This window comes from Serratia liquefaciens ATCC 27592 (genome assembly GCF_000422085.1).
Taxonomy (GTDB): domain Bacteria; phylum Pseudomonadota; class Gammaproteobacteria; order Enterobacterales; family Enterobacteriaceae; genus Serratia; species Serratia liquefaciens.
On the sequence record NC_021741.1, the window covers coordinates 1847346 to 1874038 of the forward strand.

General features: G+C 54.0%; 27 protein-coding genes and 1 tRNA gene. 9 read left to right on the forward strand and 19 right to left on the reverse strand.

All coding sequences use genetic code 11. The features are described 5' to 3' along the window. Nucleotides 1–231: 231 nt before the first annotated feature. Nucleotides 232–1374: a MurR/RpiR family transcriptional regulator gene (locus tag M495_RS08560; RefSeq protein ID WP_041414409.1), complete on the reverse strand. Its 1143-nt coding sequence runs from the start codon at nucleotides 1372–1374 to the stop codon at nucleotides 232–234. 402 nt (nucleotides 1375–1776) lie between these two features. Between M495_RS08560 and M495_RS08565 the strand changes: the two genes are divergently transcribed. The 5 genes from M495_RS08565 (at nucleotide 1777) to eptB (ending at nucleotide 7114) form a co-directional block, all read left to right on the forward strand. Continuing rightward, nucleotides 1777–2082, forward strand: coding sequence for a PTS sugar transporter subunit IIB (locus tag M495_RS08565; RefSeq protein WP_020826242.1), 306 nt, complete (start codon nucleotides 1777–1779; stop codon nucleotides 2080–2082). Nucleotides 2083–2192: 110 nt separating this feature from the next. Further along, nucleotides 2193–2519: a PTS lactose/cellobiose transporter subunit IIA gene (locus tag M495_RS08570; protein WP_020826243.1), complete on the forward strand. Its 327-nt coding sequence runs from the start codon at nucleotides 2193–2195 to the stop codon at nucleotides 2517–2519. After that, nucleotides 2512–3813 carry a 6-phospho-beta-glucosidase gene (locus M495_RS08575; protein ID WP_020826244.1) on the forward strand — a complete coding sequence of 434 codons (1302 nt, stop codon included), beginning with the start codon at nucleotides 2512–2514 and terminating at the stop codon, nucleotides 3811–3813. Before M495_RS08570 ends, M495_RS08575 begins: the two co-directional genes overlap by 8 nt. Nucleotides 3814–3867: 54 nt before the next feature. Further along, nucleotides 3868–5229, forward strand: a complete 1362-nt coding sequence (gene celB, locus M495_RS08580) for a PTS cellobiose transporter subunit IIC (RefSeq protein ID WP_020826245.1) — start codon at nucleotides 3868–3870, stop codon at nucleotides 5227–5229. 232 nt (nucleotides 5230–5461) lie between these two features. After that, nucleotides 5462–7114: a kdo(2)-lipid A phosphoethanolamine 7''-transferase gene (gene eptB, locus M495_RS08585; protein WP_020826246.1), complete on the forward strand. Its 1653-nt coding sequence runs from the start codon at nucleotides 5462–5464 to the stop codon at nucleotides 7112–7114. Between the two features lie 67 nt (nucleotides 7115–7181). Here the strand turns inward: eptB and M495_RS26110 are convergent, their stop codons facing one another. The 5 genes from M495_RS26110 to etsA form a co-directional block, all read right to left on the reverse strand. Next, nucleotides 7182–7316 (reverse strand): hypothetical protein, encoded by a 135-nt coding sequence (locus M495_RS26110; protein ID WP_020826247.1) that lies wholly within the window; start codon nucleotides 7314–7316, stop codon nucleotides 7182–7184. 260 nt (nucleotides 7317–7576) lie between these two features. Then, complete coding sequence (proP, locus tag M495_RS08595) at nucleotides 7577–9079, reverse strand: glycine betaine/L-proline transporter ProP (RefSeq protein WP_020826248.1); 1503 nt, start codon at nucleotides 9077–9079, stop codon at nucleotides 7577–7579. 407 nt (nucleotides 9080–9486) lie between these two features. Beyond that, nucleotides 9487–10851, reverse strand: a complete 1365-nt coding sequence (etsC, locus tag M495_RS08600) for a macrolide efflux RND transporter outer membrane subunit EtsC (RefSeq protein ID WP_020826249.1) — start codon at nucleotides 10849–10851, stop codon at nucleotides 9487–9489. Nucleotides 10852–10854: 3 nt separating this feature from the next. Next, nucleotides 10855–12795, reverse strand: coding sequence for a MacB family efflux pump subunit (locus M495_RS08605; protein WP_020826250.1), 1941 nt, complete (start codon nucleotides 12793–12795; stop codon nucleotides 10855–10857). Beyond that, nucleotides 12792–13976, reverse strand: coding sequence for a macrolide efflux RND transporter periplasmic adaptor subunit EtsA (gene etsA, locus M495_RS08610; protein ID WP_020826251.1), 1185 nt, complete (start codon nucleotides 13974–13976; stop codon nucleotides 12792–12794). Before etsA ends, M495_RS08605 begins: the two co-directional genes overlap by 4 nt. A 257-nt stretch (nucleotides 13977–14233) precedes the next feature. On the opposite strand from etsA, the gene M495_RS25720 reads away from it, so the two are divergent. Further along, nucleotides 14234–14329, forward strand: a tRNA-OTHER gene (locus M495_RS25720). 156 nt (nucleotides 14330–14485) lie between these two features. Further along, nucleotides 14486–15652 carry a tyrosine-type recombinase/integrase gene (locus M495_RS08620; RefSeq protein ID WP_020826252.1) on the forward strand — a complete coding sequence of 389 codons (1167 nt, stop codon included), beginning with the start codon at nucleotides 14486–14488 and terminating at the stop codon, nucleotides 15650–15652. Here the strand turns inward: M495_RS08620 and M495_RS08625 are convergent. Genes M495_RS08625 through M495_RS25770 form a run of 6 tightly spaced genes read right to left on the reverse strand, consistent with a single transcriptional unit; the run spans nucleotide 15649 to nucleotide 19157 of the window. Beyond that, entirely contained in the window at nucleotides 15649–15837 is a 189-nt protein-coding gene (locus M495_RS08625) for a helix-turn-helix transcriptional regulator (protein WP_020826253.1), read from the reverse strand. The genes M495_RS08620 and M495_RS08625 overlap by 4 nt on opposite strands. Continuing rightward, a complete protein-coding gene (locus M495_RS08630) occupies nucleotides 15834–17228 on the reverse strand; it encodes a DEAD/DEAH box helicase (protein WP_020826254.1) in 1395 nt (464 codons plus the stop codon). Before M495_RS08630 ends, M495_RS08625 begins: the two co-directional genes overlap by 4 nt. A gap of 7 nt (nucleotides 17229–17235) precedes the next feature. Continuing rightward, complete coding sequence (locus tag M495_RS08635) at nucleotides 17236–17868, reverse strand: HNH endonuclease (protein WP_020826255.1); 633 nt, start codon at nucleotides 17866–17868, stop codon at nucleotides 17236–17238. Continuing rightward, complete coding sequence (locus M495_RS08640) at nucleotides 17865–18095, reverse strand: hypothetical protein (RefSeq protein ID WP_020826256.1); 231 nt, start codon at nucleotides 18093–18095, stop codon at nucleotides 17865–17867. The genes M495_RS08635 and M495_RS08640 overlap by 4 nt, the downstream gene beginning before the upstream one ends. A gap of 50 nt (nucleotides 18096–18145) precedes the next feature. After that, nucleotides 18146–19000: a phage antirepressor KilAC domain-containing protein gene (locus M495_RS08645; protein ID WP_020826257.1), complete on the reverse strand. Its 855-nt coding sequence runs from the start codon at nucleotides 18998–19000 to the stop codon at nucleotides 18146–18148. Further along, the gene (locus M495_RS25770; protein ID WP_020826258.1) at nucleotides 18987–19157 is read right to left on the reverse strand and encodes a hypothetical protein; all 171 of its coding nucleotides are present in this window, start codon (nucleotides 19155–19157) and stop codon (nucleotides 18987–18989) included. Before M495_RS25770 ends, M495_RS08645 begins: the two co-directional genes overlap by 14 nt. Before the next feature lie 129 nt (nucleotides 19158–19286). On the opposite strand from M495_RS25770, the gene M495_RS08650 reads away from it, so the two are divergent. Next, complete coding sequence (locus M495_RS08650; RefSeq protein WP_041414414.1) at nucleotides 19287–19682, forward strand: Arc family DNA-binding protein; 396 nt, start codon at nucleotides 19287–19289, stop codon at nucleotides 19680–19682. Here the strand turns inward: M495_RS08650 and M495_RS26200 are convergent. From M495_RS26200 to M495_RS08660, 3 genes are read right to left on the reverse strand one after another with little or no spacing between them, the layout of a single operon-like run. Then, the gene (locus tag M495_RS26200) at nucleotides 19679–19819 is read right to left on the reverse strand and encodes an Arc family DNA-binding protein (protein ID WP_020826260.1); all 141 of its coding nucleotides are present in this window, start codon (nucleotides 19817–19819) and stop codon (nucleotides 19679–19681) included. The genes M495_RS08650 and M495_RS26200 overlap by 4 nt on opposite strands. Next, entirely contained in the window at nucleotides 19816–20085 is a 270-nt protein-coding gene (locus tag M495_RS08655; protein WP_020826261.1) for a PDDEXK family nuclease, read from the reverse strand. Before M495_RS08655 ends, M495_RS26200 begins: the two co-directional genes overlap by 4 nt. 4 nt (nucleotides 20086–20089) lie before the next feature. Then, complete coding sequence (locus M495_RS08660) at nucleotides 20090–22198, reverse strand: bifunctional 3'-5' exonuclease/DNA polymerase family protein (protein ID WP_020826262.1); 2109 nt, start codon at nucleotides 22196–22198, stop codon at nucleotides 20090–20092. A 101-nt stretch (nucleotides 22199–22299) separates the two neighbouring features. Here M495_RS08660 and M495_RS08665 point away from each other — a divergent pair, with 101 nt between their 5' ends. Next, complete coding sequence (locus M495_RS08665; RefSeq protein WP_020826263.1) at nucleotides 22300–22518, forward strand: hypothetical protein; 219 nt, start codon at nucleotides 22300–22302, stop codon at nucleotides 22516–22518. Between the two features lies 1 nt (nucleotide 22519). Here the strand turns inward: M495_RS08665 and M495_RS08670 are convergent, their stop codons facing one another. The 4 genes from M495_RS08670 to M495_RS08690 all read right to left on the reverse strand — a co-directional run bounded on the left by M495_RS08670 (nucleotide 22520) and on the right by M495_RS08690 (nucleotide 26441). Further along, nucleotides 22520–23389, reverse strand: coding sequence for an SPFH domain-containing protein (locus tag M495_RS08670; RefSeq protein ID WP_020826264.1), 870 nt, complete (start codon nucleotides 23387–23389; stop codon nucleotides 22520–22522). A gap of 241 nt (nucleotides 23390–23630) precedes the next feature. Continuing rightward, the gene (locus tag M495_RS08680; protein WP_020826266.1) at nucleotides 23631–24179 is read right to left on the reverse strand and encodes a DUF2815 family protein; all 549 of its coding nucleotides are present in this window, start codon (nucleotides 24177–24179) and stop codon (nucleotides 23631–23633) included. Nucleotides 24180–24191: 12 nt separating this feature from the next. After that, nucleotides 24192–25505: a DUF2800 domain-containing protein gene (locus tag M495_RS08685; RefSeq protein WP_020826267.1), complete on the reverse strand. Its 1314-nt coding sequence runs from the start codon at nucleotides 25503–25505 to the stop codon at nucleotides 24192–24194. Between the two features lie 3 nt (nucleotides 25506–25508). After that, on the reverse strand, nucleotides 25509–26441 hold the full coding sequence (locus M495_RS08690; RefSeq protein ID WP_020826268.1) for a hypothetical protein: 933 nt from the start codon (nucleotides 26439–26441) through the stop codon (nucleotides 25509–25511). Nucleotides 26442–26693: the final 252 nt, after the last annotated feature.

Consider the following 26693-nt stretch of genomic DNA (forward strand, 5'->3'; position numbering starts at 1 on the left):
GGTGAAATTTAAAGTGCCAGCCGAAGCTGGCAGAGAAGCCATTAAAAAAATAAAGTCGTGCAAATTTCACTTAGGCTGATATCTAAGTGGAATGTTAACGATAACGTAGTAAGAATATTCCCATCAATAGGCAGTTGTGAGCCAAACCGCTAATTAGGAAAAACCTCAGGCTAGCGCCGCAGCGGTGATATTTACCGTTGAAGGCCCGGCAAACGGCGCGGTGGCAGAGTCTCAATCTTCTGTCTGTGACCCCAGGCTTTCGGGCAATAACTGCGCTAGCAGCAGGTCGAGAGTCAGCATCAGTCCATAGCGTGCTGTACTGCCGCCGCTGAGCGGCAACACCTTATCCGCCAGCCCGGCCAGCGTAGTGCCCGCAGGGGTTAGGGCGATGCGATAAGCACCGGTCGCGCCGGCCAGTTTGGCCGCGTTCAGCAAATCACTGTTTTCCCCACTCATAGACAGCAGGATCACGCACTGTTGCGTGCTGAGCGTGGAGGCCGTCATGCGCATCAGCGCCGCGTCCTGGCAGATAAATGCAGGGTAACCCAAGCCCACCAGGCGCTGTTGCAGCTCATTGGCATAAAGCGCCATGCTGTTTACGCCAAAAATATGTACGCTCTTGGATTGGCTCAGTTGCTGGCAAGCATCGATCAGCGCTGCATGTTCTACTTGCTGCAGCTGTTGATGCAAGGTGGTTTCCACGTCGTTGACGCGCTGTAGCCACAGCCGCGGTGGGCCATTAGGCGTGGCTTGGGCGGTCAAATAGCGTGAGCCGCTCACGCTGGCCTGAGCCAGTTTCATGCGCAGATCGCGAATATCGTCGCAGCCAATGGTTTTGGCAAATCGGGTAATGGTGGCCGGGCTGACCCCCGCTTGGTTGGCCAGCAATTCGATGGTGGCGGAGGAGGCGAAGGCAATATCGTCCAAAATGGTCTGTGCGACTTTGGCCTCCTGCTGACTGAACTGATTTTGTCGTGCGCGGATCTGATAGACGATGTCGCCAATATCTTCACAACCGATGGATTTAGCAAAACGGCTGAGGGTTGTGGAGCTGACGCCAGGCAGTTTGCCGATGCCGGCCGCGGAGGCAAAGGCGATATCCATGCCGCCGAGCACGGGTTGGGCTACCTCAGTAGGAGGAGGTGTTGCCGTCGACGGGGAGCGCATTAGCGCGATAAAGTCGTTAAGATCCTGACAGCCAAGGGATTGGGCAAAATGAGCGACGATCTCAGTGCTGACACCTGCTCGCTCTGCCAATTGCGCAATGGTTGCTGTTGATGTAAACCCCGGGTTGTCCAGTATGGCCCGGGCAACTTTTGCTTCCTGGCGGCTGAACGGATCCTGGCGAAACTGAATGTGGTAAACGAGATCCATGACTGCAGTGTCCCTTCTGTAATGCCAACCGGCGATCTGTGCTTCAAATTAGCCTGTTTTTCACACGGCATAAAGCGATAACCAGAAGAATAAGCTAATGAAAATAATTTTCAATCAGGACAGATTTGAAACGAGATGCTCTTCGCATTGTTTATCAGGTAGTGATTTATAACTTTGTTTTTAAACGTTAAAGACAGGTTTTAAATTTTGTGGTTATGAAAAATTAGATCGCCGATCACAGTGTTGAAAAAAATTTTCACAACGAAAATTCTTTAATGCATTGTTTTTAAACGATTAGCCAAAAGTCATAATCAAATCGTATGGAATCAAGGTATTTACAAGAGTGTTACGGAACTGTTTTATATTTGCATCGCCAAGTGGCTAACAACCGGGATACTAAAAATGCAAACCATCGTCTTATGCTGCGCAGCAGGCATGTCGACCAGCATGCTGGTACAAAAAATGAAAGCTGAGGCGCAAAAACGGGCGCTGGATATCGTGATTGAAGCCGTGCCGGTGGCGGATTTCGAGCGCATCGTCGAGCGTGCGGACATTGTACTGCTTGGGCCGCAGGTGAAATATGAACACGCACGCCTTTCCGAACTTGCTGCGCCCTTGGGTAAAACTGTCGCGGTGATCGACATGATGGATTACGGCACCATGCGTGGAGACAAGGTGCTGGATAAGGCGCTGGGCTTGTTAGCCTGATAACACCCTGAGGGGCTTGGCCCCTTTTATCCTTTATTTTATTCATCGACCGCGGGTTATTTCATGACTCTCGGCGGGATCGCTGCGCCTGAAATAAGGCCGGGGAGGTGATGGTGGATTTGGAAACTAGCGTTATGGAGTTGCTGGTTCATGCTGGCAGCGCTCGCAGTTCGCTGCTTTCGGCGCTGCAGCTGGCACGTCGCGGTCAGTTCGCAGCCGCAGAGATTAAGTTGGAAGAGGCGAAGGCCGGCATCGGGAGGGCGCACGGCATGCAGACGGAGCTGATTGGCATGGATGAAGGGGTTGGGAAAATACCGGTCAGTCTGATTCTGGTGCATGCGCAGGATCATTTGATGAACGCCATGCTGATTCAAGATCTGGCCACCGACATGATCGAGCTTTATCGCCGTTTACCGCAGGGGCAAAGCAATGACTAAGATAACCGTAATTGGCGGGGGCAGCAGCTACACGCCGGAGTTGGTCGAGGGGCTGATCGCCCACTATCAGGACGTCCCGTTAACCGAACTGGCGTTGGTAGATGTAGAGTCCGGTCGCGAGAAAGTGGGCATCATTGCCGAACTGACCAAAAGAATGCTCAAGCGCAACGGGCTGGAGCAGGTGGTGGTGTCGGTACATTTCGAGCTGGAACCGGCCATTCGCGGTGCCAGCTTTGTACTGACTCAACTGCGGGTCGGGCAACTGGCCGCCCGTGCTGCCGACGAGCGTCTGGGTTTGAAATACCAGCGCCTGGGGCAAGAGACCACCGGTGTCGGCGGCTTCGCCAAGGCATTGCGCACCATTCCTGTCATGCTGGAAGTGGCGCGTACCGTAGAGGCGGTAGCGCCGGACGCCTGGATCATCAATTTTACCAATCCGGCCGGTATTGTCACCGAAGCGGTCTCCCGTTACAGCAAAGCGAAGATTATCGGCTTGTGCAACGTACCGATCACCATGCACCACATGATCGCCGACATGCTGAAGGCACCTCATGATCAGGTCGATCTCCGTTTTGCTGGACTGAACCATATGGTGTGGGTACATCAGGTAACGCAAAGCGGCAGGGATGTGACCGCCCAGGTGTTGGAGATGCTGAGCAATGGCGAAACGATGTCGATGAACAACATCAAGGATCTGCCTTGGCCGCCGGCGTTCTTGCAGGCGCTAGGGGCTATCCCTTGCCCATATCATCGCTATTTCTATCAAACCGCCGGCATGCTGGAAGAAGAGCTTGAAGCCGCTGCGGCTCAGGGAACCCGTGCTGAACAGGTGATGAAGGTAGAGGCAGAGCTATTTGCACTGTACGCCGACCCAACGCTGGATAAAAAACCGGAGCAGTTGAGCTTCCGTGGTGGTGCTTTCTATTCAGAAGTGGCGGTCGAGCTGATCCGTGCCATTCACAATAACAGCGGCAAGGTGCTGGTGGTGAACACCCGCAATAATGGTGCGATTCAGGGCCTGCCGGATGACGCAGTAATTGAAACCAACTGCGTGATCGACGCACAGGGCGCTCACCCGCTGAGCTTCGGGCCGCTGCCGCTGGCCATGAACGGGCTGACTCAGCAGGTGAAAGATTTCGAGCGTTTGACCATTGAGGCTGCGGTGCATGGCGATCGTCAGAGTGCGCTGTTGGCGCTGGTGGTGAATCCGCTGATTGGCGGCGTCGGTATCGCAGAACCTTTGCTGGATGAGGTGCTGAACCTGAACCAAGCCTATTTGCCGCAGTTCAACTAAGTCGATATTCCATAATAATAATCACGATGCCGGCTTGGCCGGGCAGGGGGAATGATGGCGGGTTTAAATAGCATTCTGGAACGTTACGTATTGCCGGCGGCGTTAAAAATCGCCGGGCAAAAACACATTTTATCGGTACGAGACGGCATAATTCTCAATATGCCGTTTATGTTGATCGGGTCATTTTTCCTGATCTTCGCCTACTTGCCGATCCCGAGCTATGCCAACCTGATGGGGGAGGTATTCGGTGCGGCCTGGCGCGACAAGCTGTTGTATCCGGTCAAAGCGACCTACGACATCATGGCGATTATCTCCAGCTTTGGTATTGCCTACCGGCTGGCGGAAAAATACCGTGGTATGGACCCGCTCAGTACCGGTGCGGTTTCGTTAGTGGCGTTTATCATGACCATTCCTCAACACACCCTTTTTGCCCCGGTGAAAGGTGCCGCGGAGCAGATTGTCAAAGGCGTGCTGCCGATGAACTTTATCGGCAGCCAGGGATTGTTCGTGGCAATTGTGGTGGCGCTGTTGTCGACGGAAATCTACCGGTTCGTGCATAACCGCAATCTGGTGATCAATATGCCTGAAGGGGTGCCGCCAGCGGTGGCGAAATCCTTCCTGGCGTTGATTCCGGGATTTTGCGTACTGGCAGTGATCCTTCTGCTGCGCCTGATCGTCGAAGCCACGCCGTTTGGCGATATCAACACCATGATCGCTACGGTGATCGGTATCCCGATGCACCACGTGGGCGGAACGCTGCCGGGAATGATTTTCTCAGTGATCCTGATTGGCCTGTTATGGACGTTGGGGCTGCACGGTGATGCCATCGTATTGGTGTTCATTCAGCCGGTGTGGTTGGCGAATATGTCGGAAAACCTGGTGGCGTTTCAGAACAACCAGCCTATCCCGCACATTATTACCCAGCAATTTTACGATTTATGGATAGCACCCGGCGGAACCGGTGCCCTGTTGGGGTTGGTGATCTTCATGCTGGTGCGCAGCCGTAGCGCGCAGATGAAGCAGTTGGGGAAAATCGCCGCGCCGGGTTGCCTGTTTAATATCAGTGAGCCCATGGTGTTTGGCATCCCGTTGGTGATGAACCCCTACTTCTTCCTGCCGTTTATCCTGACACCAGTGGTGCTGGTGATCGTGACCTACACCGCGATGGCAACCGGTTTGGTGACGCCGCCGGTTGGTATAGCCTTACCGTTTACCACGCCGATTTTCATTAGCGGCTATCTGGCAACCGGAGGCCATATTTCAGGAACGGTGATCCAGGTGGTCAATCTGCTGATTTCAATGGCAATTTACTACCCGTTCTTCCGTGCCTGGGATAAGCAGAAGTATCGCGAAGAAAATCAGGCCGCGGCATCGGTACCCAGCGCTGCGGTTGGTGAACAATCCCTGACGCCATAGCGGGATAAACCATCTTCCTGCGGCAGCGCACCTAACCGCTACCGCAGGAAGGATAAAAGCCGTTTTGCACACGAATTGTTACATCATAACAACGTTATTTTTCTCCGCGCTGGCAACGCCCGCCTAAATTACCTGTCAGATAACCACCCAGTAGCAGGGGAAGAGAAACTCTCACAACAACCTGTATCTGGCAGATGGCTATGAACTCACATTGGCAGGAATGGTATCAATAATGCAGAAGTTCCGACGTTGGACCCAGTTGCAGGTCTCCTTTTTTATCGCTTTCTATCTCGGTGTATTACTCAATATCCCTATTTTTTATCGTCGTTATCAACAGCTTCATAACGATAACCTGTTGTCGATTGGCATTGAAATTGTCGCGGCCTTTTGCCTCGTATGCTTTATCACGCTGCTTATCTCCTTTTTGGGGCGCCGGTTGTTTCGTGTTTTGGCCACGCTGCTGGTCCTGAGCTCGGTTGCTGCCAGCTATTACATGGTGTTGTTCCACGTCGATATCGGCTACGGCATTCTGGCGGCGGTGATGACCACCGACGTTGATTTATCCAAAGAGTCGGTAGGCTGGCATTTTGGCGTATGGATGGTGCTGGTGAGCCTGTTGCCGCTGCTGTTGATTTGGCTGGCCCCGATGCACGAAGCCGCATTCAAACGCGGCAATCAGCTGGCATTGGTCAAAAAAGGCGGGATTATGCTGGCCGCTGGCCTGTTCTGCTGGCTACCGCTTCAGTTGATGGGCCAGGTTCAGGATCAACACGACCGTGAAAATAATCAGATGATGGCGAGTTATGGCGGGGTCGTTGCCGGCAGCTATTCACCGTCTAACTGGCTTTCGGCCCTTGGGCTGCTGACTTACAGTTCCTACAGCCAGGCAGAGGACAGCCGGAATCTGTTTGATCCGGCGGCGCATTTCACCTACCAGCCGCCAAAAGACGTGAATGATCTTTATGTGGTATTCGTGATTGGTGAAAGTGCCAGACGCGATCATATGGGTGTTTACGGTTACCAGCGCGACAATACGCCGAATCTGGATAAGGAAGCCAACCTGGCGGTGCTGCAAGGCTATTCTTGCGACACATCGACCAAGCTCTCTCTGCGTTGCATGTTCGTCAGAGAAGGCGGGGCATCGGAAGAGCCGCAGCGCACGCTAAAGGAAATGAACGTTTTCTCGGTGCTGAAGAAGCAGGGGTTTTCCTCCGAGCTATTCTCTATGCAAAGCGAAGCCTGGTTTTATAATAAGACTCAGGCGGACAGCTATGCTCTTCGAGAAAGCATTCAGGCGGAAAAACGCAATGCCGGTAAACCCGTTGATGATATTGCGTTGATCGATGAACTGCAGGATTCGCTGGACCGCCATCCTCAGGGCAAACATTTGGTGATTTTGCATACCAAAGGCTCACACTATATGTACACCGAACGCTATCCGCGGGCTTTTGCTCGCTATCAGCCGGAATGCCAGGGTATTGACGATACGTGTTCAACGGAATCGATGATCAACTCTTACGACAACAGCCTGTTGTACACCGACTATGTTCTTGAGCAGGTGTTCAATCAGTTGCGCAACCGTAACGCTATCGTGTTTTACGCTTCCGATCACGGTGAGTCGATCTCGGAAAATATGCATTTTCACGGCACGCCGCGCGATCACGCGCCGAAAGAACAGCGTACCGTGCCAATTATGGTCTGGGCATCCGACAAGTTTCTCAGTCAGCCCGATCACCAGGCGGCATTTAATCAGTTAAAGGCGCTGCAAAAGGCAAAAACGCCGGTGTTTCATGAAAAGCTGTTCGACAGCGTGCTGGGTTGTATCGGCTATACCTCGCCGGACGGCGGGATTGTGAAGCAGCGTAACTGGTGCCAGGTCAACTGAGTTGCCAGCCGTATGACTAACCGCCGAAAGGCGGTTTTTTTATGCATTAAGCTGGCGGAAAGCCCCCTTAACGAAGACTCTCAATCCAGTGGAAGATCCGCGCCAGGGCGTGCGTGATATCGCCAATGTTAAATAACGCGCCTATCCATATCGCAATCATGATGGCTACGGCAATAACGATCGGCATATCCATTCTACTCATTGGCTATCTTCTTCAATGGGGTAACTTGATTTCAAGGCTAGCATCAAACCTCGCCAGGATAAAATATCAGGCTAATAGTGCCAAAATTCGGTTTGCCGAAATCGCACTGTGGCCGCTTATACCCCGATGATTACTGCCGGTGAAAAACGGCGGTCGCGCATGGGGCGCAGAAGGAAGTTTGTGCAAATTTACGTTTGGACGTTGACCGGATTACGGCAATAAAAAAGCCACCCGAAGGTGGCTTGTCGTTAGAACGCTGTTTAGTCCAGTTTTGGATGCTGGTCGATCAACGTCTGTTTTTTCTTTTCCAACTCGGCAATCTGCTCGTTGATGTCTTCGACTTTCTGTTCGATGTTGTCGTAGTTTTCTTGCAGCAGCTCTTTGGCTTCTGAACGATCCGAAGCCGCCGGGGTGGCACCGCGCAGCGGTTTATTGGCGGTTTCTTTCATGTACAGGCCGGTGATCAGACCGATGACGGCGACGACCATCAGATAATAAGCCGGCATATACAGGTTCCCGGTCGCTTCGACCAGCCAGGCGGCTACCGTCGGCGTCGCACCGGCAACCAGTACCGAGATGTTGAATGAAATCGCCAACGCGCTGTAACGAATATGCGTCGGGAACATCGCCGGCAGGGTGGAGGCCATCACACCGGTGAAGGAGTTCAGCAGCACCGCCAGCACCAACAGACCGACGAAGATCAGACCAATCACGTTACTGTTGATCAGAATAAAGCAGGGGATAGACAGAGCCAACAGACCGACGCTGCCGCCGATAATAAACGGCTTACGGCCGATGCGGTCACTGGCCAGGCCTATGACCGGCTGCACGAACAACATACCGATCATGATGGCGATAATGATCAGTACACCGTGATCTTCCGAGTAGTGCAGGTTATGCGACAGGTAGCTCGGCATGTAAGTCAGCAACATGTAATAGGTCACGTTGGTTGAAATCACGATACCGACGCAGACCAGCAGGCTTCTCCAGTGCTTGGCCGCGATCTCTTTGAAAGAGGTCTTCGGCGGGTTTTCGATGGCGTTGCGGTCGTCTTTCTCCATCTTTTCCACGTGCTGCTGGAAGGCCGGTGTTTCTTCCAGCGCATGGCGCAGGTACAAACCGATCAGACCCAAAGGCGCTGCGATAAAGAACGGAATACGCCAGCCCCAGTCGAGGAAGTTGGTTTCACCGACGATGCTGGAGATCAGCACCACCACGCCAGCACCCAGCACGAAACCGGCAATGGAGCCGAAATCAAGCCAGCTGCCCATAAAGCCGCGTTTTCTGTCCGGTGAGTATTCGGCTACGAAGATAGCCGCGCCGGAGTATTCGCCACCTACCGAGAAGCCCTGTGCCAATTTGGCCAGCAACAGCAGAACCGGTGCCCAGATGCCGATAGAGGCATAGGAGGGGATCAGGCCGATACAGAAGGTACTGACCGCCATGATAATAATGGTGATGGAGAGTACTTTCTGGCGACCGAATTTATCGCCCATCGCGCCAAAGAAGATACCGCCTAATGGACGTACCAGGAAGGGAACGGAAAAGGTCGCCAGTGCGGCAATCATCTGAACGCCAGGGGTGGCGCCAGGGAAAAAGACTTGCCCAAGGGCGTAGGCCACAAAGCCATATACACCGAAGTCGAACCATTCCATTGCGTTACCTAATGCGGCCGCGGTAATGGCTTTTTTCAGCTTGCTGTCATCGATGATGGTGATGTCATTAATATGCATCGGTTTATGTCGTTTTTTTCTTAACTTCATATAATCATCCCTTAATCAATTTTAGTCGTACGTGAATTCGCAATCCTCGTTCACTTCTTCTGCCCAGTTATCAGCGTGGCTAATCTTATTGCGATGTTGCCAGATTCGCCACTGCCTTTTTTGTGTGATGCGAGTCACGTAATAAGTCAATTTTCACCGGGAATATGTCATTTAGGTGACTAATTATTTTGCATCTATAGCTTAGCGTTATATCTTGCGGCGATCAAATTTAGCAGTTTATCTTATCAATTTGCACCGATTTAGCGCATAAATAGATTAATTATTGTTCATAATGGTGGTTTTTTGTCTGGGAAGGGATGAAACAAGTATAGAAAGAACTGCAGTAAAAACGGGCAAAATTAATGCATTCCAGATGAAAAAGCCTGGCGCGATCGCCAGGCTCAGCCTTACTGCGCAGATCCACCAAACTCCAGATAGAGTTGCGCCAGGTTTTGGTATTGAGCGAACCGGTTTTCATCCACGGCCAGCTCCGCCAACCGACGGCGGTTTTGCGCATCCAGCCAGAAATTGATCGGCACCGAGCCTTGCCGGTAGCGGCTTTCATTCAACCGTTCAGATTTACGCGCCAGCGCCAATGCCGCCTGCAGGTGTTTCTCCTGTGCCATCAGTTGCGTACGTAACGACAGGGCATCATCAATATCGGCCATGGCTTTATACAACGCCTGCTTGAATTCCAGCACCTGCAGTTCATAGTCGCTGCGGGCGATTTTGATATCGACGTCCATTTGCCGCCATTCGAGGAACGGCAGCGACAGTCCGGCACCTACCGTTGCCAGCGGATTACGCAAAAACTCCAGCAATGCGGTGCTGCTGGCACCTAATGAGCCCGTCAGGCTGAAGGCCGGGTAGTACTGGGTGCGTTTGATGTCCACGTTAGCCAGAGTTTCACGCAGTCGCCACTCTTTGGCACTGATATCCGGCCGATGGCTTAGCACGCTGGCCGGGATGCCGGCATTGATTTGCGGCAATGGACCGGTCGGCAGGCTCTCGGGCTCAACCAACGTGTTTCCCGGCGGCGCACCCAGCAGTACCGTCTGTTCGTTCAGCGCCTGTTGACGCTCACGCAGCAGTGCCAGATGGCTGCTTTGCTGATTAATCAGGTTCTGTTCGGCATCCACCACGTCCAATGAAGAGACGCTGCCCGCGCGGTAGCGTGCCTTGACCAGCCCCAGGGTTTGTTGGGAATAGTCGATGCTTTGCTGACTGACGCGGATTCGCTGATTGATAAAGCCGATACGCCAGTAATTCTTGCTGGCGCTGGCGAGCAAAGCCAGACGCGCACTTTGCAAATCCTGTTGCGTGGCCTGGCTGGCCCATTCCGCGGCGTCACGTTGCCGCGCCAGTTTGCCCCACAGATCGACCTCATAGCTGACGCCGAGATTTGCGCTGCTGCTTTTGTTCCAAGGCGAGGAGTCGGAAAGGGCGGTATTGGCTCCGCTGCTGAGCGTTGCGTTCACACTTGGCGCGGTGCCGATATCAGCCCGCTGCGCCGCCAGTTGGGCACGGTAGACGCGCAGTGCGGCGGCGGCCAAATCGTTATTGGCCGCCATCACCTGCTGCAGCCATCGGTCCAACTGGGGATCACGGAAATCACGCCAGTTGAATGGTTCTGACGTGTCGGCTTCGGCGTTTTGCTGCCAGTCGGCCGGATACTGCACCTTTGGAGACTGATACTCGCTTTTCAGCGCATTGCCGCAGCCGGTACTGAGCAAGGCCGCGAGGCATAATGCGAGAGGGGATAAGGTTTTCATAAGTTACTCGCTGGCCAGAGAAATGACCGGATCCATCCGCGCCGCTTTGCGGGCAGGGAGATAACCGAAGATCATGCCAATCAGGGTGGAGCAGCAGAAGGCCACGGCAGCAGCCTGCCAGGAATAGATGGCGGTGAGCATGCCCCCCGCCAACAGGGTAAACAGCGAGCCGGCAGCGAACGAAAGTAAAATGCCCAATGCGCCACCGATCAGGCAAACCAGTACGGCCTCGATCATAAACTGCTGCATGATATCGCTGCGACGTGCGCCAACGGCCATGCGCACGCCGATTTCGTGCGTGCGTTCGGTCACTGACACCAGCATGATATTCATCACGCCCAGGCTGCCAATAATCAGGGAGATCGAGGCGACCATCAGGATCAGCAAGGTCAGCGTCATCGAGGTGTGTTCAATCGATTTTCGGTATTTGTCGAGATTGAACAGCATAAAATCCTTCACGCCATGACGTTGAGTCAGCAACTGTTTAATCGCGGCGACGGCGGCTTCGTTGGATACGTCCTCTTTCAACCGGACATTAATGCTGCTCAGCGTCGATTTGCCCACCATGCGATACATCACGGTGGAGTAGGGCATCCATACTCTGATGCGGTTGGGGGCCGAATCCTGGTTACTTTGGACTATGCCGACCACCCGGGCCGGTACCGCACCGAGGAACACGATCTGACCCAGAGGCTCAACGCCGAAATCGCCGAACAAAGCCTGCCGCGCGTTTTCGTCAATGATCACTTCCTGCAGCGCATTGCGGTCATCGAGGAAGTTTCGACCCTGTATCAGCTTGAGGCCGCTAACGCGCAGGTTATCGCGGCCCACGCCGCTGATCGACGCGTTGGCCGATTTGCTGCGAAAGCGAATGTTCTCTGAGGCGCTGACTTCAGGGCTGACGCTGTCGACAAAGCTCTGGCTGGCCAGCGCGTCGGCGTCCGCCGGTACCAGGGTGCGGATGCTGTCGATGCTGTCGTCAAAGAAATCACGCCCGGGATAAATGCTGACGACGTTAGTGCCCAGATCTTTAATGCTCTCCAGCGTGCGCTGTTTTGCGCCTTCGCCCAGGGCGACCACCGTAACCACGGCGGCGATGCCGAAAATGATGCCGGTCATAGTCAGCGCTGTGCGCAAGCGGTGGGCGTTCATCGCTTTCAGCGCCATCTGCAGTGACTCCCGGGTGCGGTCGAGCAAGCTTTGCCAATAACCTTGTGCAACTGGCGGGCTCTTTTTCATCACCGGGGGAGGCACCGGCGATTGACAGCCGCTGTCGGCGACGATCTCGCCATCCTGCAGTTCGATAATACGCTGTGCGTGCTGGGCGACTTTCATGTCGTGGGTGACGATCACCACCGTGTGACCACGCTGGTTCAGTTCGCTGAGGATCGCCAATACTTCCTGACCGGATTTAGAGTCCAACGCGCCGGTCGGTTCGTCCGCCAGGATGATTTCACCGCCGTTGATTAACGAACGAGCAATGCTGACGCGTTGCTGTTGGCCGCCGGACAGTTGACCGGGCTTATGGTGCTCACGGCCCTCCAACCCCAGGCGCGCCAACAATTGTGCCGCGCGCAGGCGACGTTGGTCGCGTTTACTGTTGGCGTAAATCGCCGGGATTTCGACGTTGCCCAATGCGCTGATGTCCGGCATCAGGTGATAGCGCTGGAAGATAAAACCAATGTGTTCCCGACGAAGCCTGGCCAATTCGTCCGGCGACAGGTGTGCGGCATTATGGCCGCTGATGAAATAGTCCCCCTGATCCGGCACGTCCAGACAACCGATGATGTTCATCAGCGTTGATTTGCCCGAGCCTGAGGCACCGATAATGGCAACCAACTCACCGGCGGCGATCTTGAGGTTGATGTTTTTCAGTACGGTGAGCGGCTCGCTGCTGTTGGTATAGGTGCGGCCAATCCCTTTCAGTTCAATAATGGTGTTCACAGTAACAGGCCTTCTTCGCCCGGCTTGGCGCTTTCTTGCACCAGCACTACGTGTTCACCCGCCTTTAATCCGGAGAGGATTTGTATATCGACGTTATTGGTAATACCGGTTGTCACCTCACGTAATTCCACCCGGTTATCCCCGGTCAGCACTTGTACCTGCTGTTTTTTGTCCGCGTTTTTATGCACTGCCTGAATCGGAACCAACAGCGTGTTTTTTGCCTCACCCAGTAGCAATGAAACCTGAGCCGTCATGGCAATACGCAGCCGGTTTTCCGGATTGGGCACGTCGAGCAACGCGTTGTAATACACGGAAGCATTGGAGGTGCCGGAGCCTGAGGCGGTACTGCCGCCGGAAAGTGAATCGTCTTTCATAACGGACTCAGGTGCCAGTTCTACAGTGCGCAGCGTGGCGTCGTACCTTTTGTCCGGCTCGGAGAAAATGGTGAAGTAGGCTTTTTGCCCTTGGGTAACGCGGGTAATGTCAGCCTCGGAAATCTGCGCTTTGATGGTCATCACGTCCAGCTGCGCCAATTTAACAATGGTAGGGGCGCTCTGATTGGCGTTTACCGTTTGACCTTGCTGGGTAATGACGGCAATGACAATGCCGTCCATCGGGGCCAGGATGCGGGTGTAACTCAGATCGACCTTTTTCTTGTCTACTTCGATCTGCGCCTGAACGATACGTGCATTCAGCGCGATCAGTTCTGCACGGGTAGCGGCAAGCGTGGCCTCTGCCGTTTCAAAATCTTCGCGTGAGCCGGCTTCATCGTTCAACATGCGTTTTTGGCGCTTAAAGCGAGACTCGGCCTGTTTTAACAGCGCCTGTTTGGCTTGCAAATCCGCTTTCGCCACGTTCAGCGCCGCCTCAGCGTTGCGTAAATCATTGCGTTGCGGCAGATCATCAATGTCGGCGATCGGTTGGCCTTTGGTGACCCGGTCGCCAAGTTTGACCTTCAGGGATTTCACCTGGCCAGAAACCTGCGCACCGACGTTGACCCGTTCGAATGCGTCCAATTTACCTGTAGCCAACACGGCATTTTCTATATCGCCAAGGCGAACCTGTGCGGTGACATAGGCGTCCTGAGAAGGGGATTGCAAAGAGAACGCCGCCATGAAGGCAATAATCACCAGCAGGGCGCCAGCCAGTATAAACGCCCAACGGCGCGGAGTAACTTTCATAGTGTTGTCCATAACGGAGAGAACGACTTTCCCAGAAAGCACTTATAGTGGCATTCAGTGCTTTAACTAACAATAAACATGCAGCAGACGCTGCAATAAAGGTTTCATTGGTTAACTATCGCGCAATGAAAACAATCGCCACTCTGGACGCTTAATAGTCATAAATGCAGGATTTCTCTTAAAATTCAGGTATTCATAGTGCTTTTTGTTGAATCCTTAGTATCAATATGGATAATAAAGTCCCGAAGCGAAGGAATGCGCTATTAACTCAGTTGGCAGAGTGATTGGTTTTAAAATGCTTATTTTGGCTACAAAATTGATAGACGCGGGTTCGAGTCCTGCATAGCGCGCCAAACTTTCTTCCTTTAACGTCCTTCCTCGTCCGCGAGAACCCTGTAAATCCCGCCATTACTGATAGTCATTGTCCGCATGGGTTCGGCTTTCTCCGTTGCAATCCGCGTTAAAAACGGGTACATATCCGGGTACAAAAAATCGTAAACGGGTACCTGATGAAACTGAACGCACGGCAAGTTGATACAGCAAAGCCAAAAGATAAAGATTACAAGATGCCTGATGGAAACGGGCTGTTTCTGCTGGTTAAAACCTCCGGTGCTAAATATTGGCGATTCAGGTATACGTTCGCCGGCAGGGAGAAGATGCTCGCGATAGGTGTTTACCCTGCGGTTTCTCTATCTGTTGCGCGCGATAAGCGCGACGAGGCCAGACGCAGTGTAGCTGCAGGGGAGGACCCTGTAATTGTAAAAAACCGAGGTGCGGCGACAAAGGCGACCACGTTCAAAGAGATCGCCAATGAATGGCATGAGTTTAAAAAGCCTGGTTGGTCCGCCGTCTACGCTGAGGATATTCTTGAAGCATTTGAGAAAGATATCTACCCGGCTGTCGGTAGGTTACCTGTTTCCGAAATAGAACCGGTTCAGATGTTGACAGCTTTGCGAGTTATTGAAAATCGTGGGGCTACCGAGAAAGCCTCAAAAACTCGTCGGTGGTGTGGAGAGGTGTTCGGCTATGCAGTTGCAACCGGCAGGGCGAAGTATAACCCGGTGAGTGAGCTGAGAAAGGCAATGAAAGGACATAAAGGGGTATCGTTCCCTTTCCTGGAAGCCGAAGAACTGCCCGAATTTTTGAGCGCAGTAGATGGCTATCTTGGTTCTCCGCTTCCCAAGCTAGGCATTAAAATAATGATGCTTGCAGGCATGAGAACCCGTGAGTTGAGATATTCCAGATGGGACTGGGTGGATTTTGATAACGCACTGTGGGAGATCCCCGCAGAGTTTATGAAGATGGGCCGTCCGCATCTTATCCCGCTTTCCAAGCAGTTAATTACTTTGCTGAAAGAGTTATATGCGCTGACCGGTAGGTTTGAGAATATGTTCCCCGGGCGCGTTAACCCAACGCGGGTAATGTGCGAGAACACGATAAACAAAATGATCCATGCTATTGGGTATAAAGGAAGGGTAGTAGGGCATGGTTTCCGGCACACGTTCAGCACAATACTGAACGATCAGGGTTTTAACCCTGATTGGGTTGAGATACAAATAGCCCATGTCGATAAAAATAAAATACGCGGAGTTTATAACCATGCCCTGTATTTGGAAGGGCGTAGAGAAATGGTGCAGTGGTATTCGGACTACGTTGATCAGTTGAAGGGAGTTTAAATAAATTGTTTCTTCCAAGCCTCGATCTCGCCGCGTAACCATCGTGAGGTTCTTGTGCCTAATTTCTTTGGCGCTGGAAATTCGCCTTTACTGATACGGTCGTAGATAAACGTTTTTTTATGCCCGACGGCGCGTTCAACTTCTTTAAGTGTAATCATATCCGTGTCGGAAATAGCTGGTGTCATGATAGCCCCCTCTTTTTCATGGCTTCGAGCAGGATGTCCTGCACTTCACGTTTTGAATTGCGCCGTTCCATCACCATTTCGTCGGTGGTGTCGGCGGCGATAATGTGGTGTATCCATACCGGGCGGTTGTGGCCGGCTTGCGCCTGGCGCGTTGGCCCGATGCGTTCAATAATTTGCTGGTACTGCTCCAGGTCCCACCAGTGGGAGAAGAACACCAGAATGTTGCCGCCGTCTTGCAGGTTAAGACCGTGGCCGGCGCTGGCAGGGTGCGCGAATAGCACCGGTATTTTTCCGGTGTTCCAGTCGCGGATCGTCTGCGGGTCTGCATCGAGCTGGCGGCCCTTAGGGAAAGCTTTTTGCAGCCGCTGCAGGTCGTGTTTCCAGTGGTAGGCGACCAATACCGGCATACCGCCTGCTTCGGCCAGGATGCTGTCCAGCGCCTGCAGCTTGCCGTCGTGTACCTCTGCCCAGTTGCCTGCGTCGTCGGTGTAAATAGCACCGCTGGCTATCTGCAAACACTTCACTGTTTTGGCGGCCGCATTCAGCGCCTCGATGTCACTGCCGTTCAGCTCGAGGAACATTTCCTTTTCCATGTCCTGGTATTGCTGGCGCGCTTTCGGCGGTAATTCCACGCGGATTACGTTATGGATGGGCTCGTCGATGTCGAACCAATCGGCGGCGTCCAGGGAGATCGTCACGTCGGCGAGTGCAGCCTGCATCTGCTCCTGCGCATGCGGCCACGGTTCCAGCTTTGACCACTGTTGCCCAGGGAACTGAATGCTGTTGAACCAACGTGAGGTAAACGCACCGAAGGTGCGGCCCAGCCGATCACCGCGGTCAACGAACCACGCCTGCCCCCACAAGTCTATTAACCCGTTCGGCGCTGGCGTACCGGTGAGATTCACCCAGCGGTGCACGTGCTTGTGCGCCACCTTGGCCAGCGCCGCGGCGCGCTTCCCACCTTGCCGCAGGCGGAACGATTTCAGCCGGGTGCTTTCGTCGGCTATCACCGTGCCGAATGGCCAACGGCCGCCGAACTGCTCAACCAGCCACACCAGATTGTCGTAGTTGGTGGTGAACACGCTGGCGTTGCTGTTCAGCAGTGCTGCGGCGCGTTCTTTGGCGGTGCCGACGATTGGTTGCATTTCTATGTTGCGCAGGTGGTCCCATTTAGCGACCTCATCCGGCCAAGTGCTGGCCGCCACGCGCAGCGGCGCCAGAACCAGCGTTGGCTGCGTCTCTTCACCGGAGCAGTAAAGTGCCTCTAGGCTGCTGAGCGTGCCAACTGTTTTGCCCATACCCATCCCGGCCCAGACGTTAGAGCGGGGCACCTGAAGCGCGTGATCGATAATGAGGTTTTGGTAAGGGCGGGGGATGAATATCTTGGACATCGGCACCTCAGGCTGTAGGGCGCTTCGCCCCTTTTTTGGTTCGTTGGTTTATTGCACTGCGTAGCATTGTTTGTACGTAAAGGGCTGGTGCCAGCGCCTTCGGCGCATCTGCGTAGCCTGCCCTTACGTAAGATGCTTTAGTTATATGGGGGGCAAGTTTTAAATTGTCGATTTGGTTATTGTCATCATCGTTATCAAGATGAATAACCGTGTACCCTGGTGGCAGGGGACCATTTACACATTCCCAAATATAAACGTCTAAACGCACTGATTTTTTGTCTATTAGAATTCGGCGGTTCTTGGTTGGAGGTGTGCCGAATTTACCCCACCCCCGAACCTTCATTGCGGTTCTTATTGCGGCAATGTTTTTATCTTCTGAAAAAACCTCATTAAATCTTTCGGTAATTTCAGGGTAGGTTCGATGTTTGTTTGCATAAAGGAAACTTAATTGTTCTTCAGTATAACGCCGCTCTAATACCATAGTGTTGCCTAAGCCTAGCGCTTTAATCTTGTGTAGCACTGCTACTGTTTCAAAATTGCAGCCGAATTTATAATTTAGTGCTTCAGTTATTTCTTTGTATGTATGCCCGCTGCAATTTTCTTTCAACCATAATATTTGAATGTCGGTAAAGGCTTTCATTTCTCAATCCCCATAACTTTAGGAACGCTGCCTGCATAACCCTCATATACAGCTTTCTGAGCATCCAGTGCTATGCGATAGGTATTCACCATCGTGCCGCAGATCTCGACGACGGCTTTAGCGCGAGCCAACTCTTCCTGCAAAACTTCGCCTTTAATGTTTGGGTCGGTAACGGTTTCCAGCATGGCAAACTGGTGATTCATGAGGTCTTGAATAGTGTTTTTCATAGGTGTAGTCCTATCAAAATAAGCCCCCCCGAATTGGCGGGGCCTCGGTATTAAGCCGCTTGCTGGGTCAGAAGTTGAGATAGTTTGGCTAACCCTTTAGGAGTGACTAACACCTGCTCTACGGTCTTCTCCGAACCATCCCCCCGGGTGACTACTGTGACTTTGTGCTCGAGCAGACCGGATTGGATTTTACTCTGGTATGCAAGCCAGCTCTTCCCACCGGCGCGGCGGTAAATCCATCCGTTGGCACTTAGGTACGCAAAGAGGTCTTTCGGGCGGATTTGCAGATCTTTGGCCGCGGTGCTAATACACGTGCCGCCATCAGATTTTGCAATGCGATGCAGGGCATCAACATCCGGTTTCATGCCCTGCACCTGGTTTTCCAGCGTGAGCACCTTCTCGGTATATCCGAGCAGCAGGCCACGCATAGTTGCCGGGTCGTTGAGCGCGGTCATTGGGTCAATGGTCGGCGCTGCCAGCCTACCGGTGCGGTAATCAATGAACTTTTGGTTCACCTGCAACTGAAACGGTGGGCTGATCCAACCTGCATAGGACACAGCCAGCAGCTCGTGGGCGAAAGTGCCTTGAGACAAACCGCCTTTGCTGCTCTGGAGAGGCGATGTGCAGATTTGCATATCGGTTAGTTCTTGTACTAAATCCTGTGCTGCCTGCGTACGCAGCCACTGTGCAGGGGCTTTGTTTGTGCCTAAGCCGCTGGCCTTGTGCAGGGCGTTAAGATTAAAGCGCCCTTCGCTGTCAGTTGCGATCTCAACACCGGCGATGACAGGTGCATGATAGTTTGCTAAAGTATTCATTGTTAAATTTCCTTTGGCGGGAATATTTATCGACGCATTGGTAGTTGACGCTACCGATGCGTTTTTCATTTCAAAACTACTCGTCTGCATGTGCTGCCTCCTGTGCGGCTTTCTGTGCAAATTCAATAAGCTCAAATGCAAGCTGGTTACCTGTTTCTAGCGAGCTAAGAAGCCTCGCTGTCTCCAGCATATTTGCTATATATCCAAATATATCAAGGTGATGTAGCTGCGTAATCTTGATCGCCATAGCATTTTCCCCGACAAAATAAACCACCGTGGTTTACTCTTCGAGGCAAGTAAACCACGGTGGTTTATTGATGTCAACACCACGGTGGTGCATACTTACGTGAAATACCCGAGAGGCATACGTAGCGTTATGAGTCGAACAGATCACCAAATGAAGATCAGAGTTTCAGAAGAGTTGAAGGAAATGTTAGAAAACTCTGCTACTGAAAACAAAAGGTCAATGAATGCCGAGATTACACATCGGCTTCAACAAAGTTTTCAGGGCGATATGTACGATGCGGTTATCGACCTGAAGAACAAATACCCTAATTTATGGAAAACTAGAGTTGTTGAGGGGAAGGATACTTTATTACCTAACACGGAGCTCGGGGCCCTCATCAACATAATAGACCTGAATCGCAGAGAAATGGCGACTAAAAATAAGGCACTTCAAGAGGCTATGGTCAAGTTTATTAACGGTTTGTTAACCGCGGATGAACTTGAGGCACAGAAATTAAAACACAATAATGAAGATGACGAAAACTAGTTAGATGTTTCCGTAAGTCTAAACAGTATTTCTGCGTTGATTGTGCGCATATTTTTTTCAGCTGCCCGTTTCAACTCCTCCGCAAGGTTGCGGGGGAGGCGTAGCTTAAACTGCAAGTGTTCATCCGATTTTTTCACAAAATGTCCTCCAAATTTTTATTGTCCAAAACCACCACGTCGAAACCAAGTGTTCGCAGCCGGTTGTGCTCGCGCACTTGATCGGGCCGCGGCTGTTCGCCAGGTGCTTTGCATTCAACGAATACAGCCCGGCCGCCGGGTAATAACACCAGGCGATCAGGCACGCCCCGGCGGCCGGGAGAGGTGAATTTATATGCGGTCCCGCCGGCGGCTTTAACCTTTGCCACCAAGTGTCGTTCGATTGTCGATTCTCGGACATATGTCATCGTGTTAATCCTTCCTGTAGTGGTAGGCTTCGAACCCGCCTGCGTTTAACGGTAGGTCTGGCGCCCATGTGGGGTTGGTGGCGAGCAACCGGCTTAGCTGATCGTGGAAGTAGAAATCCTCGTCCGGTGCCTCGGTGATCACCTCATCGTGCACGGTCAGCACGATCTCGTAGCCTCGCGCTTCGACTGCTGGCATGTTGCCGGCCAGTACATCACGGGCACCGGCCTGGGTAACGTTTTCCACCAGTTTCCCGCCGTAGGTTTTGAGGCGCTGCCATTTGCGCGAATACGGGTTCACACCCATGTAGGTGATTTCGCCTTTGACGATTGCGGCCCCTGGGTAGCAGACGACACGGCCGGACGGTAGGGCGATGCGCAGCCACGAGCCATCTTTGCGAACCTTCAGCCGCCGACAGTTGAACTGTGTACCCGGCTGCGCAATCGCGCGGCGCACCGCATTCTCCAGTTCGGACCACAGACTGACTGTTTCGGGGTGCGCATTGCGCCATAAGCGTTTCAGAGAGTCGCAGGTGATAAACACTCGTTCGGACAGGCCATAGGTTTTTTTCTGCTTAACCGACGCCTGCCACCAACTGCTCGCTTCTCGCTGAATAGCAATCGGGATGCTCGGCAGCGCAGCGTCGGCCAGGTCTTCCAAATCAAGCCCGTAGACCAGCGCGAACGTCACGAACGCCGCCACACCGCCGCCAAAACCCAGCCCCAGTTCCATCACCTTGCCGATCTGGCGCATGGCCTTGTCGACTTCCTCGGGCGTCATGTTGAAGGCACGTGCGTAGGCCAGCTTATACAAGTCGTGGCCTGCGCGAATCGGTTCGCCGTTCTCGTCGGTGCCGATGATGTTGTCGTAATCTCGGAACGCCTGCAGCTTCCACTCTTCACCGGCCAGCCATGCCAGGAACCGGCCCTCAATGTTCGATAGATCACTGACAACCAGCTTTTTGCTTGGTGGCGCCATGATGCAGCCACGCAGCGCGGAGCTGGTCAATTCCATGATGTTTTCAAACACCAGATCGGCGACACCCAGTTTCAGCGCCTCGATGCCCTGATCGATTTGTTCCTGCTTCATCGTCGGGCGAGGGAGGTTTTGCGGCTGGAAGAGACGACCGGCCCAGCGCCCGGTTCGGCTGGCACCACAGAATTGAAGCGTTCCGCGCAGCCGGCCGTCACTGCTGACACCCTTCATCAGCGCTTTATATTTGCTGGTGCTGGTCGTACAGGCCGCCAGGCGTATGGTCAGCAGTTCGCGCAACGGCGCGGGTAGGTCGGGGTCGTTGATGCGACGCTCGAGCGTGCTTTTCTGCATGTCTGGCAGTTCAACGCCGAAAGCCTCAAGGATGTGTTTCAGCATGGCGTCGCGCTGCGTTGCCGCCTGCACTTCGCCGTCGGTCATTTCCTGTGTGCGCTTAGCCAGCAACAACTGTTCATCGCCCACGGCGGTGATGGCGGCTTCCGCCAGCTCTACATCCATGCACACACCGCGGTCGTTAATCTGCTGATCGCGATGCCACAGAGCCAGCTCGGCGCCCTGATAGTTCCAGTTCGGCAGTTTGGCGTCGACGGCGCGCATGGCGTGGATATCGAGACCGGCGTACTCAACGAAGCGCTGCCATTCCGCTGGATGTGATTTTGGCGTTGCGCGGCGCAGTTTGCTGTTCTTCGGCCGTGGTTTGCAAAACAGCTGGATCAGCTGCTTACCCGCTTTATCCTTCGCCTTGTCGGTGTCTACGTTGAGCACTTCGCACAATGCACCCAGCGCGCCTGGAAGGCCGTGCGCCAGCGCCTTCACCATTGTGTCGCGCCAGCGCTCTACGTCACCCGCCACGATGCCAGGTAGCAGTCGTCGCAGCGCATGGCGCAGCATGGTACGGTCGAAATGACTGTTGTGTGCGTAGATCAGCACGTTCTCATTGCCGAGGGCAGCGAGCAGTTGCGCCGGTAGGCGCAGGTCTTCGGTGAAGTCGTGCACACTAACGGGGCCGTCGTCGATTGCCCAGGCGAACAGCATGATCTCGACGCCTTCAGCGTAGGCGTGGGTGCCGTTTTTTATCGGGGTTTCGCAGAAGGTTTCGAGGTCGAGCCAGAGTCTTTGCATTTTATATTCCTGTCAAAGCATTTTAAAAATTGGCAATTGGTTGAGTTATTTCTCGAGCGGTGTTAGAACCTTTTGCAAATTTTTAAAAGGAGTTGTTTCTTATGGGCGCTAAAAAATTTAAAAATGGCGATATCGTTCGCGCAAAAGGCATCGGTCCTAGGTTACGGGTGCTTCGCTACAGGGAAACGCAGCTGCCATTCGGTCCTTTTTACGATGTCATTTGCGAGTTTATTGAGGGGCCTGTAGGTGATTCCCGCGCTTTCCCTGAAGCCTCACTTTATAAAGACGATGAAAACACCCGGCGGGAGACCGGGCGGTAGGTTATTTGACTTGAACGAATGGGGTGCTGGCACCGCTGGTCATGTATTGCGGCAGGGTGCCGTTCCACTTGCCGATAGCTTCCAATTGCAGAACTTCGGGGTTTTTGCGCAGCGCTTCCGCGCGCAGGGCAATCGCGTCGGCTTCCGCCTTGGCCTTCACGGTGATCGCTTCCGCTTCTGCTTTGGCACGCAGGACGTTGGAATCCGCCTCGCCGCGCGCTGCCTCAATGGCTTTCTGCGCTTCGGCTTTGGTCTGGGCGATCTCGTTCTCGCGCAGTAGCGTTTTCTGCGTGGCTTCGATCTTGGCGTTAATGGAGTCGGTGACCTGTTGCGGATACTTCAGGTCGTCGGTCCAGCTCAGCTTCACAATGACGATGCCGATCGGATCCAGCTTGGCTTTGACGGCCTTGGTCACGTTGTCCAACAACATGGTTCGGCCTTCACCTGCCAGTGTGCTGATGTCCATCGTGCCGGAGTCTTTGATCAATGCGTCGGCGATGTTCTGCCTGATGTTGACGCTGGTGATCTCTTCAACCCCTTTGCGGTAGGTCTGGAACACCTTCGAGACCTTGGTCTGGTCGACGTAATACTCGACGCCGACCTTGGCCGACACGCTCATCGAGTCCTTGGTCTGGAAATTAAACGGCTGCTCGTAGACGTGCAGCTGGTTGAAGGTCGGAAACTGGTAAATTTCTTCGTTCCAGGTCAGCCAGTATTTGCCGACGCCAACTTCCTGCTGCTGTACGCCTTTGGTGTCGCCATACAGGTCAACCTTTACGCCGACATAGCCGGCCGGGACGGTGGCGCGCTCGCAACCAGTTAAGGCCATAGCGGACAGCGCCAGCACAGCCGCCATAATGATTTTCTTCATCGCTTAAATTTCCTTGTGATGGGGAGGTATAAAAGTCGGTAGGTCAGAAATGCAACCACGACAGGGAATAGGGCGCCGAGCGCAAAACCGAGCAGCACAGCAAAGGAGAAACGCGCTGATATCAGCGACGGGACCGCGAAGCCATAGACGGCCACGGTCATTGCCGCGATCAGCAATACTGATAAGTAAAATCGCATTCGGGAGAACTCCGCCCCCGGCGGGCAGCCGGGAGAGTGTGGGGTTAAACGAATTCGCCTGCGTCGGTGCCTTCTTCGATGCTGTCGAAGTCGTCTTCACTGGCCACGCCGCCACCCGCGAAGGCGTCGCCGTCTCGCAGGAACTGCACGCCGCCCAGCGAGGCGTTGATGCGCTTACCGAAGTTGTTGTCCTGTGCCCAGATGTCCAGCACGGCGTTAACGTAGCAACCGGCGTAAGGGCGACCGTCGGCCTGCACCAGGATAGAGTTATCGCGGTCAACTACGCGCGGGCGAGCCTTATTGGATGCGGACACAAATTTGTTACCCGGATAGCCTTCGTATTCGGCTTTTTCGTCGCCGTCGTGCAGGCAGACTTTCAGGGTAGAGCGCAGCGTTTTCAGCACGCCGTCGGCCTTGGCACCCCATTTTTCCTTCGCCACTGTTTCGATGGCTTTCTCGATCTCGGCAACTGCGGGGTGTTTAGGGTCGAAGATGAACGCAGCGGAGAAGCGCGGATCACCTTCACCGTTAACAGCTTTTGGTTCGAACAGTGCAGGGAAGGCCAGGCGGACGTTATTCAGTTTTACTTTCATAGGGTGTTCTCCTCAGATAAATTCCGCGGCTGCCTCGACGGCTTCCACGTTTTCAAAATCGTTTTCGTGATTGATGACCAGCGCAGGGCGCGGATCAGATTCGGGAGCGACAGAAGGTTTTCCTTCAGCGCGGGTGATCAGGGCTTCAACCTTAGGCCAGCGGCGAGGACTGGCTTTCTTGATAAGCTTCTCGGCCTTGGTCGGGCTAATCAGCTTGAAGTCGAACACCTCCTCGTTTTTGTAGCGGAAGGTGTCTTTTAACAGCGCGCGTGCGGTCTCTTCGTCACCCCATGCGCGGTTGCCTTGCTTGCCTTCCACCAGTTTGAAGCCCGGCACGGTATGCCCAGCGGTCAATTCGCTGTTAACCCGACCGCGCACGCCTTTGCAGAAGCCCTCGATCGCATCCACCTGCTGGTAGAGCGCTGCCAGTTCTTCCGGTGTTAGCACTGCGACGCGCTGCCCGGCGGTGGCCAACTGCGGCGCCAGAGGTTTAGTCATGTCGACGAAATCGCCCGCCATTGAATCGAGGTGATGCTGAGCCTCAGCTTTGCATCGCCCCCCGGCTGCTTTGCACCACCGGCATTGTTTTTCACCCGGGTTGAAGACGTCAGCCGGTAGAGTGTCGATGCCTTCGCACTCGGCAATGTTCGCCGTGACGATGGCCACGGCCGCCGCCTCGCGCGCCAGTTCGCCGAATGCGCGCAGCTCATCGACGCTTACCGCCCATTCCGATTCGTTGCCGATCCGTGGTTGGTGAATGAACATCCGGACGGTTTCGAAGTCCTGCAGCATGCCGAACTGCTCCAGTGCACCGAGCGCATATAGCTGCAGCTGCTTGTTATTCTCCGCATCCACCTTCACGCCACGGCCGAACTTCAGGTCATGCACCTGCAGCTCAGTGGGGGTGATAATGACGGCGTCGGCAGTGCCGAACTGGCCCGGTACGCCGACCACGTCGGAGAAGTCGACACGCTGCTCAACCAGCAGGCTGTTGCCGTCGGCCAGCGCCCAGACCGTATCGATGTAGCGCTGTACGAAGTCGGCCATGTCGTCGGTGACCTGCGGCCCGGCGTCGCTTTCACCTTTCGCCAGTGGATAGGTGCCAATGTAGTCAGCCGCCATCTGGCCGCCATTGAGTTCGATACCCGCAAGCGTAGGATCGAGGCGATTGCGCAGGACACACTCAGCCAGCGCGTGCGCTGCGGTGCCTTCCAGCGCAAACTCTGAACCTTCATCAACGAGCCCGGCCTCCATCGCCAGACTACCGGCGCAGTTCATCCATTTTTCAGCCCCTGATGGGCTGAGTCGTGCATGTTGCTCGGGCATGGATCACGCCTCCAGGGATTCGGCCAATTGCTCCAGCGCCACCACAACGTCTGGCAGTTTTTCTGCAGGGCAATCGGTGAGTTTTTTCAGGCCGAACAAGTCCAGCGTTTTGCGCAGGTCTGCCGGGGCTTTTGGTGCGATTTTCTGGATGATCAACTGCTTGCCCTGTTCCAGCAGTGCCGCTGCATCTGGGACTGAGTCGTCGGAAGTGGTGACTGTCTCGGTAGCCGTCGCTTTACCTTTGCCTGTCGCTTTAGGCTTGGCTGGCTTCACATCGGCGCGCTTCTCTTTCGGAGTGTCGAGCAGCAGCTCGGCATAGGCGCGTCGCTCAGTGATGCCTGGCAGCGCGTCCCAATGCTCGGCAAGTTGAAGCGCGAGGTCGAACACACCCGAACCGTGCAGCTTCTTGGCACGGTCAACACCTTTTAGCGCCATCGTCAGCGCGTCGATCTGCGCGTCGCGTTCTTTGCCGTCTTCTGTTTCGGTGATGTTGACGGCATGCTCCATCATTTCGGGTGTCAGCGAAATGGCAGGCTTAGCGCCGTAGATCACTGCCAACGCTACGGCAACCGGAAGGGGTTGCTCTTCCAGGGTAATGGGTTTGATTACCGTTTTAGCGCTGTGCTCTTTCAACTGCAGGAATTCGACCTTGGTGATTTCTGTGATGCCATCGTAAGGGGAGTCGGCGTTCGCCTTCTCGAAGTCGTCCCACGTGTCAGCCATAAAGGCGATTTCGGTGCCGTTGTGCTTGGCGTAGAAGGGGCCTTTGCGTGCTTCTTTACCCGCGGTTCCCGTCTTGCTTTCGGCTTTCGGTTGGTGCGGAGTGTCAGCGGTAAAGGTTTTGCCGCCAGCCATTGCCGCCAGTAGTTGGGTCAGCAGGTCGTTCTGTTGCGCGACCAGTTGGTTGTTTAACTCGAGATTCGATTCCAGGCTCATGGGTTACCTCGCTACAAGGAGAATGAAAGTTGTCAGTAAAAGCAGCGCTGCCGGATACAGCAGGCCGCCAGTTTTCGGGGTGTGGAAATCCGCACCAGTCACACGGTGACGGTGTTGCATACGTATTAAGGAATTCATGGGGTAGGCTCCTTTTGCTATCTGGGAACGCACCCGCCGCCAGAGGTAACGTAGCGGTTAGTCGGATGCGCTTTCAGATAGGAAAAAGCCCGCACGAAGCGGGCAAAGACTACA

Excerpts from the sequence above, each read along its gene's own strand:
- M495_RS08560 (WP_041414409.1), bottom strand. The coding sequence starts at position 1,374 with ATGGATCTCGTTTACCACATTCAGTTTCGCCAGGATCCGTTCAGCCGC.
- M495_RS08565 (WP_020826242.1), top strand. The coding sequence starts at position 1,777 with ATGCAAACCATCGTCTTATGCTGCGCAGCAGGCATGTCGACCAGCATG.
- M495_RS08570 (WP_020826243.1), top strand. The coding sequence starts at position 2,193 with ATGGTGGATTTGGAAACTAGCGTTATGGAGTTGCTGGTTCATGCTGGC.
- M495_RS08575 (WP_020826244.1), top strand. The coding sequence starts at position 2,512 with ATGACTAAGATAACCGTAATTGGCGGGGGCAGCAGCTACACGCCGGAG.
- celB (WP_020826245.1), top strand. The coding sequence starts at position 3,868 with ATGGCGGGTTTAAATAGCATTCTGGAACGTTACGTATTGCCGGCGGCG.
- eptB (WP_020826246.1), top strand. The coding sequence starts at position 5,462 with ATGCAGAAGTTCCGACGTTGGACCCAGTTGCAGGTCTCCTTTTTTATC.
- M495_RS26110 (WP_020826247.1), bottom strand. The coding sequence starts at position 7,316 with ATGAGTAGAATGGATATGCCGATCGTTATTGCCGTAGCCATCATGATT.
- proP (WP_020826248.1), bottom strand. The coding sequence starts at position 9,079 with ATGAAGTTAAGAAAAAAACGACATAAACCGATGCATATTAATGACATC.
- etsC (WP_020826249.1), bottom strand. The coding sequence starts at position 10,851 with ATGAAAACCTTATCCCCTCTCGCATTATGCCTCGCGGCCTTGCTCAGT.
- etsA (WP_020826251.1), bottom strand. The coding sequence starts at position 13,976 with ATGAAAGTTACTCCGCGCCGTTGGGCGTTTATACTGGCTGGCGCCCTG.
- M495_RS08620 (WP_020826252.1), top strand. The coding sequence starts at position 14,486 with ATGAAACTGAACGCACGGCAAGTTGATACAGCAAAGCCAAAAGATAAA.
- M495_RS08625 (WP_020826253.1), bottom strand. The coding sequence starts at position 15,837 with ATGACACCAGCTATTTCCGACACGGATATGATTACACTTAAAGAAGTT.
- M495_RS08630 (WP_020826254.1), bottom strand. The coding sequence starts at position 17,228 with ATGTCCAAGATATTCATCCCCCGCCCTTACCAAAACCTCATTATCGAT.
- M495_RS08635 (WP_020826255.1), bottom strand. The coding sequence starts at position 17,868 with ATGAAAGCCTTTACCGACATTCAAATATTATGGTTGAAAGAAAATTGC.
- M495_RS08640 (WP_020826256.1), bottom strand. The coding sequence starts at position 18,095 with ATGAAAAACACTATTCAAGACCTCATGAATCACCAGTTTGCCATGCTG.
- M495_RS08645 (WP_020826257.1), bottom strand. The coding sequence starts at position 19,000 with ATGCAGACGAGTAGTTTTGAAATGAAAAACGCATCGGTAGCGTCAACT.
- M495_RS25770 (WP_020826258.1), bottom strand. The coding sequence starts at position 19,157 with ATGGCGATCAAGATTACGCAGCTACATCACCTTGATATATTTGGATAT.
- M495_RS08650 (WP_041414414.1), top strand. The coding sequence starts at position 19,287 with ATGAGTCGAACAGATCACCAAATGAAGATCAGAGTTTCAGAAGAGTTG.
- M495_RS08655 (WP_020826261.1), bottom strand. The coding sequence starts at position 20,085 with ATGACATATGTCCGAGAATCGACAATCGAACGACACTTGGTGGCAAAG.
- M495_RS08660 (WP_020826262.1), bottom strand. The coding sequence starts at position 22,198 with ATGCAAAGACTCTGGCTCGACCTCGAAACCTTCTGCGAAACCCCGATA.
- M495_RS08665 (WP_020826263.1), top strand. The coding sequence starts at position 22,300 with ATGGGCGCTAAAAAATTTAAAAATGGCGATATCGTTCGCGCAAAAGGC.
- M495_RS08670 (WP_020826264.1), bottom strand. The coding sequence starts at position 23,389 with ATGAAGAAAATCATTATGGCGGCTGTGCTGGCGCTGTCCGCTATGGCC.
- M495_RS08680 (WP_020826266.1), bottom strand. The coding sequence starts at position 24,179 with ATGAAAGTAAAACTGAATAACGTCCGCCTGGCCTTCCCTGCACTGTTC.
- M495_RS08685 (WP_020826267.1), bottom strand. The coding sequence starts at position 25,505 with ATGCCCGAGCAACATGCACGACTCAGCCCATCAGGGGCTGAAAAATGG.
- M495_RS08690 (WP_020826268.1), bottom strand. The coding sequence starts at position 26,441 with ATGAGCCTGGAATCGAATCTCGAGTTAAACAACCAACTGGTCGCGCAA.